The organism is Halpernia sp. GG3 (assembly GCF_052976925.2).
Map to the genome: position 1 here is coordinate 57,631 of NZ_JBRIIR020000006.1, position 17,249 is coordinate 74,879.

At 37.2% G+C, this 17,249-nt stretch carries 11 protein-coding genes, 2 tRNA genes and 3 rRNA genes; 14 read left to right on the forward strand and 2 right to left on the reverse strand.

From position 1 onward, the window contains the following. Positions 1 to 103 precede the first annotated feature (103 nt). The 14 genes from porG to ACVBED_RS01300 all read left to right on the forward strand — a co-directional run bounded on the left by porG (position 104) and on the right by ACVBED_RS01300 (position 15,693). Positions 104 to 997 carry a type IX secretion system protein PorG gene (porG, locus tag ACVBED_RS01235; protein ID WP_473094377.1) on the forward strand — a complete coding sequence of 298 codons (894 nt, stop codon included), beginning with the start codon at positions 104 to 106 and terminating at the stop codon, positions 995 to 997. A gap of 4 nt (positions 998 to 1,001) precedes the next feature. Then, a complete protein-coding gene (uppS, locus tag ACVBED_RS01240; protein ID WP_447120765.1) occupies positions 1,002 to 1,751 on the forward strand; it encodes a polyprenyl diphosphate synthase in 750 nt (249 codons plus the stop codon). A gap of 24 nt (positions 1,752 to 1,775) precedes the next feature. Next, positions 1,776 to 4,328: an outer membrane protein assembly factor BamA gene (bamA, locus tag ACVBED_RS01245; protein WP_473094378.1), complete on the forward strand. Its 2,553-nt coding sequence runs from the start codon at positions 1,776 to 1,778 to the stop codon at positions 4,326 to 4,328. Between the two features lie 30 nt (positions 4,329 to 4,358). Next, a complete protein-coding gene (locus tag ACVBED_RS01250; RefSeq protein ID WP_447120767.1) occupies positions 4,359 to 4,985 on the forward strand; it encodes an OmpH/Skp family outer membrane protein in 627 nt (208 codons plus the stop codon). A gap of 28 nt (positions 4,986 to 5,013) precedes the next feature. Further along, entirely contained in the window at positions 5,014 to 5,511 is a 498-nt protein-coding gene (locus ACVBED_RS01255) for an OmpH/Skp family outer membrane protein (protein ID WP_447120768.1), read from the forward strand. Between the two features lie 96 nt (positions 5,512 to 5,607). Then, complete coding sequence (locus ACVBED_RS01260) at positions 5,608 to 6,090, forward strand: acyl-CoA thioesterase (protein ID WP_447120769.1); 483 nt, start codon at positions 5,608 to 5,610, stop codon at positions 6,088 to 6,090. 183 nt (positions 6,091 to 6,273) lie between these two features. Then, positions 6,274 to 7,134, forward strand: a complete 861-nt coding sequence (rfbD, locus tag ACVBED_RS01265; protein WP_473094379.1) for a dTDP-4-dehydrorhamnose reductase — start codon at positions 6,274 to 6,276, stop codon at positions 7,132 to 7,134. Beyond that, entirely contained in the window at positions 7,131 to 7,808 is a 678-nt protein-coding gene (locus ACVBED_RS01270; protein WP_447120770.1) for a hypothetical protein, read from the forward strand. Before rfbD ends, ACVBED_RS01270 begins: the two co-directional genes overlap by 4 nt. A 594-nt stretch (positions 7,809 to 8,402) precedes the next feature. Next, positions 8,403 to 9,922 (forward strand): 16S ribosomal RNA (locus tag ACVBED_RS01275). A gap of 217 nt (positions 9,923 to 10,139) precedes the next feature. Beyond that, positions 10,140 to 10,213: transfer RNA gene (locus ACVBED_RS01280), tRNA-Ile, on the forward strand. 89 nt (positions 10,214 to 10,302) lie between these two features. Next, a tRNA-Ala gene (locus ACVBED_RS01285) sits at positions 10,303 to 10,376 on the forward strand. A gap of 332 nt (positions 10,377 to 10,708) precedes the next feature. After that, positions 10,709 to 13,617: ribosomal RNA gene (locus ACVBED_RS01290) — 23S ribosomal RNA — on the forward strand. A gap of 196 nt (positions 13,618 to 13,813) precedes the next feature. Continuing rightward, positions 13,814 to 13,921: ribosomal RNA gene (gene rrf, locus ACVBED_RS01295) — 5S ribosomal RNA — on the forward strand. Together the 16S, 23S and 5S rRNA genes with 2 tRNA genes alongside form the textbook arrangement of a ribosomal RNA operon. A 320-nt stretch (positions 13,922 to 14,241) precedes the next feature. Continuing rightward, positions 14,242 to 15,693 carry an APC family permease gene (locus ACVBED_RS01300; RefSeq protein WP_473094380.1) on the forward strand — a complete coding sequence of 484 codons (1,452 nt, stop codon included), beginning with the start codon at positions 14,242 to 14,244 and terminating at the stop codon, positions 15,691 to 15,693. A gap of 172 nt (positions 15,694 to 15,865) precedes the next feature. Here the strand turns inward: ACVBED_RS01300 and ACVBED_RS01305 are convergent, their stop codons facing one another. Continuing rightward, positions 15,866 to 16,366: a hypothetical protein gene (locus ACVBED_RS01305; protein ID WP_447120772.1), complete on the reverse strand. Its 501-nt coding sequence runs from the start codon at positions 16,364 to 16,366 to the stop codon at positions 15,866 to 15,868. 204 nt (positions 16,367 to 16,570) lie between these two features. Beyond that, the gene (locus ACVBED_RS01310) at positions 16,571 to 16,900 is read right to left on the reverse strand and encodes an HNH endonuclease (protein WP_447120773.1); all 330 of its coding nucleotides are present in this window, start codon (positions 16,898 to 16,900) and stop codon (positions 16,571 to 16,573) included. Positions 16,901 to 17,249 lie beyond the last annotated feature (349 nt).

The following is a 17,249-nucleotide window of genomic DNA, read 5'->3' on the forward strand; positions in this document are numbered from 1 at the left end:
ATTTCGGGTTTTTTAACGAAAAATTAAGATGCTCCTTAAAACTAATTTGTTTTATATTTGCAAAAATTAAATTTGAAATATTAAAATAGGTCAAACTTACTTAATGAATTTGAAATCTTTCTTTTCTATTATGGCAGCGCTGCTACTGAGTTTTTTTGTAAAAGCCCAACGCTATGAAATTGGTATGCAACTTGGCATAAGTAATCTTGTGGGCGATATTGGGAATACGTCCTATGTATTGCAGAAACCTATTTTAAATGATATTACAACTTATGGCATTCCGTTCTACGGGGGTATAGTTTATAGAATGAATTTTAACCCATACCAAACATTGCGGTTTAATGTAGGTTACAGTCATATACAGTTTAAAGATTCCGAAGCCAAGGAAAATTACAGGCGAAACCGAAACTTAAGCGGAACAAATTCTATATACGAGGTAGATGCTTTATTTGAGTATAATTTATTCCCCGTTAATGACGAACAAAAAAGCCTTTTGAGTCCCTACATTTTTGGTGGTTTAGGCGGAATGATTATCAATGTTGCGCAGGCACAGTTTAACTTTGATTTTAATAGAGATCCTAATGGGAAGGCAATTTCACCGGGACCTCCAAATGATTTTGTTTACAGCCAATCCTACTCAAAATCACAATCATTTACTATGTCCATTCCGTTCGGTGTTGGTTTAAAATACAAGTATAATTATAATTGGGCAGTTTTCGGGGAATTTATGTTTCGTCCAACTTTCTCAGACGGTCTAGATTACAGTATGATTTCCAACAAAGATGTTAAAGCGACTTATAATAAAGATATTCTAGATTCAAGTGGTAAAAAATCTCTTCTGCAAAGCGATCCATATTTCGCAGCTACAAAAATGGTTGAAGCAGATTTCATTAAAAATAGACAAATAGGAAATATTAATTCTAAAGATTGGGTAAACAGTGTCACTCTTGGTGTATCTTATTCTTTCGGCAGACAACCTTGTTATTGTGAACAATAAAACTATGTCGTCAGCTAAAGATCAAATATCCCTCGATAAACTTCCACAGCATGTTGCCATCATTATGGATGGAAACGGACGTTGGGCAGAGAGCCGTGGTGAGGAGCGTACTTTTGGGCATAAAAATGCGATTGATGCTGTGAGAAATGCTATAAACGCTTGTAACGAGATTCAAATCCCATATCTTACGCTTTATACATTTTCGTCAGAAAATTGGAACCGACCAAATAAAGAAGTAAACACTTTGATGGGTTTACTCTCAGAAACGCTTTTACTAGAAGCTGAAGATATTCACAATAAAGGTTTAAGAATGCATGTGATCGGTGATATTAATTTATTGCCAGATTTAGTAAAAGATCAGTTACTAAGTCTTGTTGACATTACTAAAGATAATAAAAATGGAAATCTTATATTGGCTCTAAGCTATGGTTCCCAAAAAGAAATGCTGAAAGCTGTAAAAGAAATCAGCCAGAAAGTGAAAGACGGTAAATTAAAAGTAGAAGATATTACAGAAGAGTGTTTTGAAAATCATCTTTACACAAAAAATTTTCCACCAGTAGATTTACTAATTAGAACCAGCGGTGAAGTAAGAATCAGTAATTTTTTACTTTGGCAAATTGCTTATGCTGAACTACAGTTTTTAGATGTTCTCTGGCCAGATTTTACGAAAGAACACTTTTTTCAGTGTATTTTAGATTACCAGTTAAAAGAAAGAAGGTACGGAAAGACAAGTGCACAAATAGATATTAAATAAAAATAAATGTTTAGGATAAATTCAATGAAGTTTAAATTCTTATCAATTATCATTTTTGTAGCGTCGCTGCAAATTTATGGTCAGGTTACGCCGCCGCCAACGAAGGGGGCAGATGCAGTGCAAACAGAAAAGTCTGCAGGAACTTACATCCTGAAAAGTATTGTCGTAGATGGTGTTAAAAAGTATTCTGCGGATCAAATATTAAGATTTACGGGGTTAACTAAAGGCGAATCTGTAGACATTCCCGGACAAAAAATTAGTAACGCCATAAAGAAACTTTGGGAAACAGATAATTTTTCTGAAGTAGAAGTTTATGTGGAAAGTATAGAGGGAGAAAGTGTCATTTTAAAATTTAATCTTCAGGATTTAAAAGAACTTGGTGAAGTGAAATTCACGGGGAAAGGCATTGGTAAATCTAAAGCTGAAAAATTGGCGAAGGACAATAATCTAAAACCTGGCACAAAAATCACTCAAAATTTAATATCAACTTTAAAAACTAATATCCCAAAAGATTACGTTAAAAAAGGGTTTGCAGATGCAAATATCACAATTGAGGATAAGGTTAATGCAAAAGATCCAAATCTTATTGACTGGACGATTAATTTAGATAAGGGCAAAAGAATTAAAATTGACCACATTGAATTTGAAGGAAATACTGTGGTTTCCAGTAATAAATTGCGTAAAAAAGCTTTTAAAGATACAAAACAGAGAAGATTCAGCATCGGCGGAATTTTAAAACCTTCGAAATTTATTGAAAGCAAATACGTTGGCGACAAAGAAAACTTGATCAATTATTATAATTCATTAGGTTTTAGAGATGCAAAAATCGTTTCAGATTCAGTTTATCGGGATCAAAAGAATAATTATCAGATCGATGTGAAACTAAGTGAAGGTAAAAAATATTACATTGGAGATATTTCTTTTCTTGGCAATACTACCTTCTCCACAGATTTTTTACAAAAAGTATTGGGATACAAGAAAGGTGATATTTATGACGCGGTTGGTTTTAATAAAAAAGTAGGTGCCGATGGAGGTAAAGAAGATGATTCGGATATTAAATCCGTTTACATGAATAATGGTTTCCTTTTTTCTAATATTACGCCAATTGAGAAAACTGTGAAAGGAGATTCCATTAGTCTAGAGATTAGAATCAATGAAGGCGAAAAAGCCACTTGGAACCGTATAACATGGTCTGGAAACACTACGACGCATGATCACGTTATTCTGCGTTCATTACGTACAAAACCAGGAAATTTATTTGCGAAATCCGATATAAAAAGAACTTACTTTGATCTGGCGTCTATGACATTCTTTGATCCACAACAGATAGGGCAGGATATACAGCCGCATCAAGAAGATAATACGGTTGATTTACATTGGAAGTTAGTTGAGAAAGGCTCCTCCCAAGTTCAACTTCAAGCTGGTTACGGTGGGAACTCTTTTATCGGAACTTTAGGTTTAACATTTAATAATTTCTCACTTAAGAACTTCTTTAAATTTAAAGATTTTAAACCTGTTCCACAAGGTGATGGACAGACGTTATCTGTACAGGCACAGGCAGGACAATATTTTCAAAATTATGGTTTGTCATTTACGGAGCCTTGGCTATTTGGAACAAAACCAACAGCTTTATCTCTAAGTATCAATCAATCTTTTGTAAATTATGGTGCTGTATCTAATGCAAGTACGGGGGTTCGCAGTGATCAGAAATTAAATATTTTCTCCGCTAGTGTTGGTCTAAACAGACTTCTTCAGTGGCCGGATGATTATTTCTCGCTTTACACAGGAATTCAATATCAAAAATATACATTCAGTAACTACCCATTCCAGTTTGGTACTACCACAGAGCAATTTGGTTCTGCTAATAATTTTAGCTTTAATCTTGGTTTAAGTAGAAATTCTGCGGGTATTGATCCTATTTTCCCAACACAGGGTTCTAATATAGAAGCAACGGTTAAATTTACCCCGCCTTACTCTCTTTTCAGTAAAAAAGATTATTCTACAGAGACGCCAAGTCAGAAATATAAATTGTTAGAATTTTATAAAGTAAAACTTAAAGCCGACATTTATAACACGCTTATTGGTAAATTAGTTTTAAGAAGTTCTGCGGAAATGGGCTTCTTAGATGGTTATAACAGACAGCTAGGACCACCACCTTTTGAGAGATTCTACGTTGGTGGTGTTGGCCAGGTTGGTGGTAATTATGACGGTAGAGAATTAGTGCCGTTGCGTGGTTATGAAAATGCTACTTCTACTGGTGGTCAAACAAATGATATTACACCATACGGCGGTGCGACAATCTATAACCGTTTCAATTTAGAACTGCGTTACCCGATTTCAATGAATCAAACTGCTAAAATATATGCACTAACTTTTGCAGAGGGTGGAAACGCCTGGAATAGTTTTGACAACTATAATCCTTTCCAGTTAAAAAGATCTGCTGGGATTGGCATCAGGGTTTATATGGGGGCCTTTGGTTTAATCGGTTTTGACTTCGCTTATGGTTTTGATAAGTCAATTGGTAACAATGATCCAGCTGGTTGGAAAACGCACTTCTTGTTAAATCAAAGTTTGTAATTATATTTAACAACTATAATAGTAAAGGGTATGAAATATTTTGCAGTCTTTTTTTTAATTATTAATACATTTGCCAGCGCTCAAAAAATCGGTGTGGTAGATACCAATTACATTTTAGAAAAATTACCGCAATATAAAGAAGCTGAATCTCGCTTAAATGCTCAGATTTCCTCTTGGCAAAATGAAATTCAGAGTATGCAAACTGATTTTGACAAAAAAAATGCAGCTTTTGAAAATGAAAAAGTGCTCTTGGTTGGAGAGCAATTAAAGCAAAGACAAAAGGAAATAGATGATTTAGGAAAAAAAATAAAAAATGTACTTAATTCAAGATTTGGTAATTTGGGAGAGATCAACAGTTCCCGCTCAAACCTTACGAAACCCTTTCAGGATCAGATATGGAACGCCATAAAAACCGTCTCTGATAAAAATAGCTTGGGTATAGTTCTTGATAAAAGTAACAACATCAGCGTAATTTATTTAGAAAAAAAGTACGATTATACAGATAAAGTTTTAGATTTGCTACTGAAAAACCAAAATCAACCAAACTCAAGCGGTAACCAATCTAAAAAAAATGAAAGCGTTCAATCAAAAAAAACAATGAATTCTTTCCAAAATAAAAAAACACTCGATAAACAAAAACAGGAAATAAACCAATAAACAATTTTAAAATTATTATAGTTAGATTATGAAAAAATTAAGTGTATTATTTGCAGCCGTAGTGATGCTTTTAAGTGTAGGTGTAAAAGCCCAGAAAGTTGCTTCTTTAGATGTAGCAGGTATTTTAAATATGATGCCCGAAAAGAAAAAAGCTGATGAGCAGTTAGATGCTTATTCAAAAGCAAAACAAGCCGAAATTTTGAAAGCTGGCCAAGCATCACAAGCTACATTTCAAAAATATCAGGAAGAAGCACCGAAGCAAACTGCTGAAGTGAACAAAACCCGTGAGGCAGAATTACAGAAAATGCAGGCTGAGTTACAGGATAAATCTGCAGCAGCTCAAAAAGATGTGCAGGAGAAAACAAGTGCGGCATTCGCACCAATTGAAGATAAATTCAACGCTGCAGTTTCAAAAGTTGCTAAAGCTAACGGTTATGACTTCATCTTTGATGGTAACAACCCAAGTTTGATTTATAAATCTGGTCCAGATGCAACTGCATTAGTTAAAAAAGAATTGGGACTTTAAACGAAATCAGTTCTTAAAAACAAAACCACTTCTTTTGAAGTGGTTTTTTTTGTTTTGTATAAGTTATTTTACATAATCAATCGTATTTTTGCATTAATGGAAACAGAAATATCAACAAAAGTAAAGATTCGTTTTAGTGATTGCGACCCAATCGGTCATCTCAATAATGTTAAATATCTGGAATATATGTTTAACGCTAGGGAAGATCACGTAGAAGATTTTTATGGCTTTACCTACGAAGCCTGGACTAAAAAAACAGGTTGCACCTGGATTACTGTTCAGAACGAGATAGCGTATTTAAAAGAAGTGCGCTACAATCAAAAGGTGGTTATTAGTAGTAAAACGGTATTTATTTCTGACAGAACTTCAACTATAGAAATTCTTATGAAAAGTGAAGACGAAAAAATCATCCACGCGGTATTGTGGGTTCAAGTCATTTATTTTAATATGAAAACCCGGAAATCTGATGTGCAGCCACAAGAAGTAAAGGAATTATTTCTTAAATTTAAGGTGAATATTGAGGAATCCGATTTTGCAGGTAGAGTAAAGTATTTTAGGAAACAGAATAAGCAACTTTAGAAAAATAGTAATTTAGATTTTTTGGGCAGCTATTTCCGCCTTCCGCTCTCAATCTTTTTACTCGTCGTTCCTCCTCGTAAAAAGGATTTCCGCTCAAGTCGGGCTGCAGAGGATTTTCATTATTAAAACACGTAGAACAAAATTAAATTAATACCAAGAAAAGGTAACATTATTACAAATTATATGAAAAAAATATTAATAACAGGTGGAAATGGTCAATTGGGACAATGTTTTCAAAAACTATCAGCTAGTTTCCCCGAGTTTGAGTTTCTTTTTAAAGACTATGATAGTTTAGATATTACGGATGAAAATCAGGTTAAAGATTTCTTTTACAACTTTAAACCGGATTTTTGTGTCAATGCTGCTGCTTACACCGCAGTGGATTTAGCAGAAACTGAAAAAGAAAAAGCCTTTGAAATTAATAGCGTCGCCGTTTCTTATTTGGCTAAAGCTTGTGCAGAAAATAATTCAGTCTTGATCCAGATTTCTACAGATTACGTTTTTGATGGAAAAACGAATCTCTGTTATGATGAAGAGGATTTTACAAATCCAGAAAGTATTTATGGTGAATCTAAAAGAGATGGGGAAATTGCTGCTTTAGAAGAAAACGCAAATACAGTTGTTATTAGAACCTCGTGGCTTTACTCAGAGTTTAATAAAAACTTTATGAAGACCATGTTAAATTTATTTTCGCAAAAAGATGAAATGAATATTGTAAACGATCAATTTGGTCAACCGACTAATGCCAATGATTTGGCGGAAGCAGTTATGAAAATAATTAAATCAGAAAAATTGGTGCCCGGTATTTTTCATTTTTCTAATTATCCGGAAACAACCTGGTTTCATTTTGCCCAGAAAATAGCAGATTTATCCGGTAATAAAATAAAGTTGAATCCAATTACAACAGCAGATTTTCCTACACCTGCAAAAAGACCAGCTCGAAGTACAATGTGTTTAGACAAAATTGAAAAAACTTATAATGTAGAATTACAACATTGGGAAAACAGCCTTAAGAATTCTATTAAAAATTATACAACGCAATGAAAAATTTGATTACGGGTTTTGCACTTTTTTTAATTAATATTTCTTTTGCGCAAAACGTTCTATTGAATAAAGTGGAAGCGACCGGAAAAAACACAGATAAATTTCTCTATAAAATTAATCCTGACTCAGTCAAATCTCAATATTTGGGAGAAATTGAAGTTCAGGGCTTTTCAGGAAATGATACCGAAGTATTTGATTTAATATATAAGAAGGCAAAATCTATCGGTGCAAACGCTTTTTCCTACAAACCTTTTAATTCTATTGACGGCATCTTAGAAAAACTTAACCCTACGCATTACTTATTAAATTTATATGAGGTCAAGAGAGACGATTTTCCTGATCACAGCAATTTACTTTACGTCATTTCTTCCGCACCCAAAATGCAAAAAATCAGTATCAATGATAAAGTTATAGAATTGCCCGTTAGATCATATAATTTAAAAAAACTTTTGCCGGGGGAGATTTACACAATTTCTACACGGAAATTTTTGGGTTCATCTGTTAAAGTTATTTCAGATAAATATGAAAACGGCCAATATTTTCAAATTTCGTCGTTCAAAGTAAATTCTAATTCTTACGGAAAAGCGGGAATAAATATTAAAACAGGAGATATTTTAAAATTGGAAAAATCTTATGGTGATTTTTTATCTATAATTTACACCCTAGTTAAGTAAAGGTCGCGATTTATTTTAGCAATATAAATAATAGAGATTTATTTTTTATGTTGGGTTTTTTTTTGTTGATGTTGCTGTTTGGATAGTGGTGTTGGGTTTAAATTTAAAACTGAGATAGGAACGCGAAGATTTTTAGAGGTGATTGACAGGTGTTTAGGATTTAATTTGTGTGCAGGGATAATTAATAGTTGTGAGGTGTTAGAAGATGGTGTATTTTTGCACTCTCAAATCGAAAGAAGAGGGGGCGAAGAAGAGGCATTAATAAGGGCAAAAATTTTTTTATAAATTTATTTAGAAAGAGTTGTTAAGTTCGAAATTAAGTTATACTTTTGCAAACCAAAATCGAAAGATATTGAAGCGAAGATGAAGCGATAATATAGTCAGAAAAATTATTCAGAAATTTATTTCAAAAATAGTTGTGAGATTAAAATAAACTTTATACTTTTGCACTCGCAAATCGTGATTAAGAACAACGACAGAAGTTCATACGAGGAGGCGAAGAGCGAAACAGATCATTGAAAATACAAATAACAACCAAGTAAGAAAAAGACTAAAGCGTCAATTAATAAACTTTGAGTTAGGGTGGACAAACATACAATGGAGAGTTTGATCCTGGCTCAGGATGAACGCTAGCGGGAGGCCTAACACATGCAAGCCGAGCGGTATAGAATCTTCGGATTCTAGAGACCGGCGCACGGGTGCGTAACGCGTATGCAATCTACCTTTCACAGAGGGATAGCCCAGAGAAATTTGGATTAATACCTCATAGTATATTGAATGGCATCAATTTAATATTTAAAGTCACAACGGTGAAAGATGAGCACGCGTCCCATTAGCTAGTTGGTAAGGTAACGGCTTACCAAGTCAACGATGGTTAGGGGTCCTGAGAGGGAGATCCCCCACACTGGTACTGAGACACGGACCAGACTCCTACGGGAGGCAGCAGTGAGGAATATTGGACAATGGGCGCAAGCCTGATCCAGCCATGCCGCGTGCAGGATGACGGTCCTATGGATTGTAAACTGCTTTTACACAGGAATAAACACTAGCTACGTGTATCTAGCTTGACGGTACTGTGAGAATAAGGATCGGCTAACTCCGTGCCAGCAGCCGCGGTAATACGGAGGATCCAAGCGTTATCCGGAATCATTGGGTTTAAAGGGTCCGTAGGCGGCCTAGTAAGTCAGTGGTGAAAGCCCATCGCTCAACGGTGGAACGGCCATTGATACTGCTAGATCTTGAATTATTATGAAGTAACTAGAATATGTAGTGTAGCGGTGAAATGCTTAGATATTACATGGAATACCAATTGCGAAGGCAGGTTACTACTAATGCGACTGACGCTGATGGACGAAAGCGTGGGTAGCGAACAGGATTAGATACCCTGGTAGTCCACGCCGTAAACGATGGATACTAGCTGTTGGGAGCAATCTCAGTGGCCAAGCGAAAGTGATAAGTATCCCACCTGGGGAGTACGTTCGCAAGAATGAAACTCAAAGGAATTGACGGGGGCCCGCACAAGCGGTGGATTATGTGGTTTAATTCGATGATACGCGAGGAACCTTACCAAGGCTTAAATGGGAATTGACCGGTTTAGAAATAGACCTTTCGCAAGACAATTTTCAAGGTGCTGCATGGTTGTCGTCAGCTCGTGCCGTGAGGTGTTAGGTTAAGTCCTACAACGAGCGCAACCCCTGTTGTTAGTTGCCAGCGAGTCATGTCGGGAACTCTAACGAGACTGCCAGTGCAAACTGAGAGGAAGGTGGGGATGACGTCAAATCATCACGGCCCTTACGCCTTGGGCTACACACGTGCTACAATGGCCGGTACAGAGAGCAGCCACTGGGTGACCAGGAGCGAATCTACAAAACCGGTCACAGTTCGGATCGGAGTCTGCAACTCGACTCCGTGAAGCTGGAATCGCTAGTAATCGGATATCAGCCATGATCCGGTGAATACGTTCCCGGGCCTTGTACACACCGCCCGTCAAGCCATGGAAGCTGGGGGTGCCTGAAGTCGGTGACCGCAAGGAGCTGCCTAGGGTAAAACTGGTAACTAGGGCTAAGTCGTAACAAGGTAGCCGTACCGGAAGGTGCGGCTGGAACACCTCCTTTCTAGAGCCTTAGTGTTAGGATGAGTATACAAAAAGTACTTTAAATAGTCAAACATTTTAACAAAAAAGTTTAGTCGCTTTATTTTTTTTACTTCGGTTGTATTTTATAAAATAAACGCTAGGGAAAGAAGACGAAAGTTCGAGTAGGAAAGGCCAAGTTCAAGACAATTTTATTACTCTTGCTGTTAATTCAAATGAATACCATTTAAGAATAAGACTGTCTCGTAGCTCAGCTGGTTAGAGTGCTACACTGATAATGTAGGGGTCGACAGTTCGAGTCTGTCCGAGACAACTATTTTAGACTTAAAGAAAAGAAGAAATTCTAGAGTTGAGAGTTATTAAGTATTTTATAATTCATAATTCACAATTCATAATTAGATTGGGGGATTAGCTCAGCTGGCTAGAGCGCCTGCCTTGCACGCAGGAGGTCATCGGTTCGACTCCGATATTCTCCACAATTACGAAAGTAATAGAATAAAGACAAAAAAATAGTTACGAAAAGTAACAGCGAAGAAGATATTTAAAAATATCCATTACATAGACGAAGATTAGCATTGACATATTGAGAATTAAGAATTACGGGCCAAAAGGCTAATAATTTATAAGTAGAAAGGTTCGTACCATTATTTTTCACTATTTAGGAATCTATTTTAAAGTTGCGGTAGCAAAAGAAACACTGCGTCTTAGATGACTTTTAAACTAAAAGATCATTGACAATAACGATAAAGACATCACAAAGAGAAAACCAAAGCACTTTTAAGTGCTTTAAGAAAATAAAAATATTAGGAAAGAAATCGTTAAGGGCGTATGGCGGATGCCTAGGCTTTCAGAGGCGAAGAAGGACGTGGTAAGCTGCGAAAAGCTACGGGGATCGGCACACACGAATATGATCCGTAAATATCCTGAATGGGGCAACCCGGCTATGTTGAAGACATAGTACACTCGATTATTTAGAGAGCAAACCCGCTGAACTGAAACATCTAAGTAGCCGGAGGAGAAGAAAACAAAAGTGATTCCGTAAGTAGTGGCGAGCGAACGCGGATTAGCCCAAACCAATGTTGTTACGGCAATATTGGGGTTGTAGGACCACGACATTTGTTGCGGATAGAATTAGAATTTTCTGGAAAGTAAAGCCAAAGAAGGTGATAGCCCTGTATAAGTAATAGAAGATAACGATAAGTGGTATCCTGAGTAGGGCGGGACACGAGAAATCCTGTCTGAATTTGGCGGGACCATCCGCCAAGGCTAAATACTCCTGAGAGACCGATAGTGAACCAGTACCGTGAGGGAAAGGTGAAAAGAACCGTGAATAACGGAGTGAAATAGATCCTGAAACCATACGCTTACAAGCGGTCGGAGCCCTCTCGTGGGGTGACGGCGTGCCTTTTGCATAATGAGCCTACGAGTTAACGTTGCTGGCAAGCATAAGTGGTTAAGCCACGGATCCGTAGCGAAAGCGAGTCTGAATAGGGCGCTTTAGTCAGTAGGATTAGACGCGAAACCTTGTGATCTACCCATGGGCAGGTTGAAGCTTTGGTAACACAAAGTGGAGGACCGAACCGGTTGACGTTGAAAAGTCTTCGGATGACTTGTGGGTAGGGGTGAAAGGCCAATCAAACTGGGAGATAGCTCGTACTCCCCGAAATGCATTTAGGTGCAGCGTTGCGATATAGTTTATTAGAGGTAGAGCTACTGATTGGATGCGGGGGCTTCACCGCCTACCAATTCCTGACAAACTCCGAATGCTATATAATGTTTCGTAACAGTGAGGGCTTGGGTGCTAAGGTCCAAGTCCGAGAGGGAAAGAACCCAGACCATCAGCTAAGGTCCCCAAATATATACTAAGTTGAAAGAACGAGGTTTGTCTGCCCTGACAGCTAGGATGTTGGCTTGGAAGCAGCCATTCATTTAAAGAGTGCGTAACAGCTCACTAGTCGAGCGGACGAGCATGGATAATAATCGGGCATAAGTATATTACCGAAGCTATGGATTTAGAAGTTTGAGTTAACTGGTAGGGGAGCATTCTAACAGCGCAGAAGGTGCATCGTAAGGTATGCTGGAGCTGGTTAGAAAAGAAAATGTAGGCATAAGTAACGATAATGCGGGCGAGAAACCCGCACACCGAAAGACTAAGGTTTCCACAGCTATGCTAATCAGCTGTGGGTTAGTCGGGACCTAAGGCGAACCCGAAAGGGACAGTCGATGGACAACGGGTTAATATTCCCGTACTAGCTCATTACTGTGATGGGGTGACGGAGTGATGAAAGCGCCGCGAACTGACGGAATAGTTCGTTGAAGTACCTACCTATAAGCTGCGCAGTCAAGATCCTACGCGGCTTGGGGAAATACGATAGTACTCGGAGTCTTCGGACAAAGAGATAGTGCGCCTAAGGGCTTCCAAGAAAAACCTCTAAACTTCAGGTAAGAAGTACCCGTACCGCAAACCGACACAGGTAGTCGAGGAGAGAATCCTAAGGTGCTCGAGAGAATCATGGCTAAGGAATTAGGCAAAATAGACCCGTAACTTCGGGAGAAGGGTCGCCCCATCAGCAATGCTGGGCCGCAGTGAAGAGGTCCAGGCGACTGTTTATCAAAAACACAGGGCTCTGCTAAATCGTAAGATGAAGTATAGGGCCTGACACCTGCCCGGTGCTGGAAGGTTAAGAGGAGATGCTTAGGGATCTATCCGGAGAAGCATTGAACTGAAGCCCCAGTAAACGGCGGCCGTAACTATAACGGTCCTAAGGTAGCGAAATTCCTTGTCGGGTAAGTTCCGACCTGCACGAATGGTGTAACGATCTGGGCACTGTCTCAACCATGAGCTCTGTGAAATTGTAGTATCGGTGAAGATGCCGATTACCCGCAATGGGACGAAAAGACCCTGTGCACCTTTACTATAGCTTAGTATTGACCTTGGATAAATGATGTGTAGGATAGGTTGGAGACTGTGAAGCGGCGTCGCTAGGCGTTGTGGAGTCATTGTTGAAATACCACCCTTTGTTTATCTGAGGCCTAACCCCCTAATACGGGGGACATTGCTTGGTGGGTAGTTTGACTGGGGTGGTCGCCTCCAAAAGAGTAACGGAGGCTTCTAAAGGTTCCCTCAGTACGCTTGGTAACCGTGCGTAGAGTGCAATGGCATAAGGGAGCTTGACTGAGAGACATACAGGTCGATCAGGTACGAAAGTAGAGCATAGTGATCCGGTGGTTCCGTATGGAAGGGCCATCGCTCATAGGATAAAAGGTACTCCGGGGATAACAGGCTAGTCTCCCCCAAGAGCTCATATCGACGGGGAGGTTCGGCACCTCGATGTCGGCTCGTCACATCCTGGGGCTGGAGAAGGTCCCAAGGGTTGGGCTGTTCGCCCATTAAAGTGGCACGCGAGCTGGGTTCAGAACGTCGTGAGACAGTTCGGTCTCTATCTACTGTGGGCGCAAGAAATTTGAGAGGATCTGATTCTAGTACGAGAGGACCGAATTGGACAAACCTCTAGTGTATCTGTTGTCACTGCCAAGTGGCATCGCAGAGTAGCTACGTTTGGTAAGGGATAAGCGCTGAAAGCATATAAGCGCGAAACCTGCCTCAAGATGAGACATCTTTTAAGGGTCGTTGGAGATGACAACGTTGATAGGCTATAGGTGTAAAGGCAGTAATGTCATAGCCGAGTAGTACTAATTACCCGTAGATTTATAGCTTAATATACTTTAAGCTGCTTAAAAGTGCAATACTGGTTTGCTCTTTGTGAACGTTTTTATCGATTTTTTAATTAGAATCAAGATAAAAGAACCAAGAACCAAGACTTTAAAGTCTTGACTCCTTGCTCTTCAATCTTCAGTCTAATTAATACCCATATACTTTGTACATCTTACATTGTACAACTTTAACAGCCTTTAGGGTGGTTTTAGCAGAGGGGCTCACCTGTTCCCATTCCGAACACAGAAGTTAAGCCCTCTAGCGCCGATGGTACTGCTAACGCGGGAGAGTAGGTCGCCGCCAGTTTTTTTTAAAGCCTCAATCTTTTACTAGATTGAGGCTTTTTTGTGACCAAAAACCAAACACCATTTAAAGCTTTTTTAATCGTATTAATGAAATCTTATTAATTGAAATTATAGTTTATTTTTTTTAAATTTAGATAGCAAAGAAAAGTGCTTCTTTTTCAACTTTTGTTTAAAAATAAAATAAGTATATTGTCAGCACAGCTTGCTAAAAAGTATTTTTAATCTTCATATATATTTATAAGTTACGCATTCTAAAATCTCAATTGTATTATTGATCAAAATTTATAAGCGATCGTAAGCTGCAACTATTTAATAACCATTATGCCATCAGAAAAAAAACCAACATCATTACTTAAATCATTTGGCCTAAAGATGGCGATTATAATTCTGATGAGTTCAATAATTGGCTCCGGGGTGTTTAAGAAAGTAGCGCCAATGAGTGAATTGTTGCATGCTCCATATTTAGTTTTGCTCGCGTGGCTATTCGCGGGGATTATCGTTTTATTCGGCGTCCTAAGTATTGCAGAGTTGGCAGTTATGTTTCCTCATTCTGGGGGACCATTTCGATGGCTAGAAAAAATCTACGGTAGAACAATGGCATTCCTTTATGGCTGGTCTTGCTTCGCTGTGATACAGACTGCAGCCATATCTTCTATTGCGTTCGTTTTTGCTGGAGCACTTAATACTTTTGTCACTCTTCCGCAGCTCCCAGAAAATTTCCAGTCATTTCAGTTTATTGGATTGCAACCTTTTTCTAATTTTGGTGCTAAAGTAGTAGCCTGTATGCTTATCATTACATTGACTTTAATTAATATAAAAGGTGCAAAAAGTAGCGGTAAATTAAGCTTAATATTTACACTCCTGATTGTAACGTCGATACTGCTCATCATTGTTGCTTCTTTTGGCGGATCTCAGGGAAGTATGAAAACCTTTGAAACTGTTTCTACCAACTATCCATCTTCCGGTTTTACGGCAGTTGGTTTATTTATGGCAATGGTTCTCGCGATGCGTAATGCTTTTTGGGGTTATGAGGGCTGGATTGCCTTAGGATTTATAGGTGAAGAGATAAAAAATCCCACTAAGAATTTACCAAGAGCACTTACTATCGGTATTTCGTTGGTTATTTTAACGTATCTCCTGATCAATATGGCCTATTTATACATTATGCCTATAGACGAGATGCTTTCTTTGTTGAGTCAAAATGAAAACAGTATTGCAGCCGTAGTTGTAACAGATAAACTATTCGGTAGTGGCGGAACCTATATTATCAGCGGTATGATCTTGATCTCAACTTTGGGCTGTACCAATGCCACAATTCTAGTCTCATCCCGAATATATTATGCCATGGCAAAAAAGAGATTATTCTTTAAACGCGCCGCGCTAATCCATACTACCAATAAAACACCTTATTTTGCTTTAAAATACCAGTGTATTTGGGCTTGTATTTTAATTTTTTCTGGTTCTTTTGATACACTTACTGATCTGCTGATTATCACCGGATTCATTTTCTTTGGGATGATAGTTCTGGGTGTGGTGATACTTCGGATAAAAGAACCCCATCTTGTCCGTCGTTATAAAACGCCCGGTTATCCTATCGTTCCAATTGTTTTTGTCATTTTTTGTATCATCTTATTAATTATTTCCCTTATTGAATCTCCCATAAAATCTTTAGTAGGAATTGGGTTTATTTTCTCAGGCTTGCCATTTTATTATTATTGGACGAGAAACAAGTTAGAAGATAAAAATAATGTTGAAAATATTGAGGAATTTTAATGCTTTAGGTTTGAAGATAATTGTAAAAGCTTATTAAAATAATAATCAGTTTAATGTCCTCTAATATATTATTCTTTGATAATCCCTTCTATGTTTTGGGAAAAGGTTAAAGCAAAGTTATCAAGCAATATTGTTTTTGGCAAAAACTAGGTCGTTATTTATACAAATATTTTTAAAAATCTATAGTTTTTTTTCGTAGTAATTCAGTAAGAGTAACTGTAAAAGGCATACCTACATTAATTCTTGGATTTCTTTCAATCGACGTTACCTTTTTATATTCTTCTAATTCCTTGAAATTAAAACTAGTATTAATAAAATCCTTCGCATCTAATTTTTCAATTTCAATAGACAAGTAATAATCTTTTGGATTATCAGATTTAGGATAATTTAAAGAATCTAAATAAGCAGTGGAATAAACTTTTGGTCCTTTGCTTTTTATTCGATATAAATCCGAAGCGGTTTCTTTACCATTTCTTCGTAACAATAAATACTTCGCATTTACAACTTCATTATCTAACTCTACAGAACCTTTCGCTCCATCCATTCGGAAGATATATTTTCCTCGATCATCATAGCATTTGAATCTTTTTTCAGTTTTAGAATATCCAACTAAAACGAAAGCATCGTCGGGAATTAATTTAATAGATTTTTTTATGTCAAAGTACTTTGGCATTGGTTCTTTAAGAATTTCACCGTTATCTTTCTTATACCCGCAATTTCGTCCTCAGTATTCCAATTGGTTTTTGGATTGGTAATTATTTTTTGAACGACTTCCTCAAAATTTTTATTTTGAACAATCGCATTTATAAAACTAAGCCTCTGATAAATCGTTCCATTTTCTCTGCTAAAATCAGTTTCAAAAATTTGGCATTAGTTTTTATCCCTTATAAATTTCGTTTCGATGGAAATTTAAAAATTGCTGCCGTCCATCTATCGGTAGTGAAGGATATAAGGTGTCATTTATTAAATTTAGTTTTTGCCTATTTTCTTTTGAAAGTATTGTTGAAACTAACAATCTTTTGTCATCAGTGAAAGAAATATAACCTCTGTCAAATAGTTTGTCATATGTTGGAGTTAATAAAATACCATTTTTTGGGTTTATACGTTCAATATTGTCAGAAACTTTCCACGGTTTAATGTGACTTGCAATTAAAAGTGGGGTTTCATCTACTTGTGTGATTGGACAAAATCCACATTCTAAAATCAAAGTTCTTCTAAAATATCCCTGTCCAATTCGTGCGGCTACAATTTGATTTTTTTCCGTTTGTGTTAGATTTGGAAGATCTTGAACTTGATTTATTAATTCGATTTCTTGTTGATTTATGTCTTGAACTAATTTGTACAGGTTGTTTTCTAGAATATTTGGAATAGAGAATAAGTCAAAGAAATATTCCTTATTATTTCTGTTTATATTTATGTCAACGTTAATGTAGGGAATTAATTCATCATAAGTTTTACCTACAATTAAACTTACATTCCCATTTTCTACAGTAATAATCGGTGAATATGACTTGATTGAGTTTGCTAATATATCCTTATTTCCAATTTCTTCATCA

Bases quoted from the DNA above. Each gene is read 5' to 3' on its own strand.
- porG (WP_473094377.1), top strand. From the start codon at position 104: ATGAATTTGAAATCTTTCTTTTCTATTATGGCAGCGCTGCTACTGAGT.
- uppS (WP_447120765.1), top strand. From the start codon at position 1,002: ATGTCGTCAGCTAAAGATCAAATATCCCTCGATAAACTTCCACAGCAT.
- bamA (WP_473094378.1), top strand. From the start codon at position 1,776: ATGAAGTTTAAATTCTTATCAATTATCATTTTTGTAGCGTCGCTGCAA.
- ACVBED_RS01250 (WP_447120767.1), top strand. From the start codon at position 4,359: ATGAAATATTTTGCAGTCTTTTTTTTAATTATTAATACATTTGCCAGC.
- ACVBED_RS01255 (WP_447120768.1), top strand. From the start codon at position 5,014: ATGAAAAAATTAAGTGTATTATTTGCAGCCGTAGTGATGCTTTTAAGT.
- ACVBED_RS01260 (WP_447120769.1), top strand. From the start codon at position 5,608: ATGGAAACAGAAATATCAACAAAAGTAAAGATTCGTTTTAGTGATTGC.
- rfbD (WP_473094379.1), top strand. From the start codon at position 6,274: ATGAAAAAAATATTAATAACAGGTGGAAATGGTCAATTGGGACAATGT.
- ACVBED_RS01270 (WP_447120770.1), top strand. From the start codon at position 7,131: ATGAAAAATTTGATTACGGGTTTTGCACTTTTTTTAATTAATATTTCT.
- ACVBED_RS01300 (WP_473094380.1), top strand. From the start codon at position 14,242: ATGCCATCAGAAAAAAAACCAACATCATTACTTAAATCATTTGGCCTA.
- ACVBED_RS01305 (WP_447120772.1), bottom strand. From the start codon at position 16,366: ATGCCAAAGTACTTTGACATAAAAAAATCTATTAAATTAATTCCCGAC.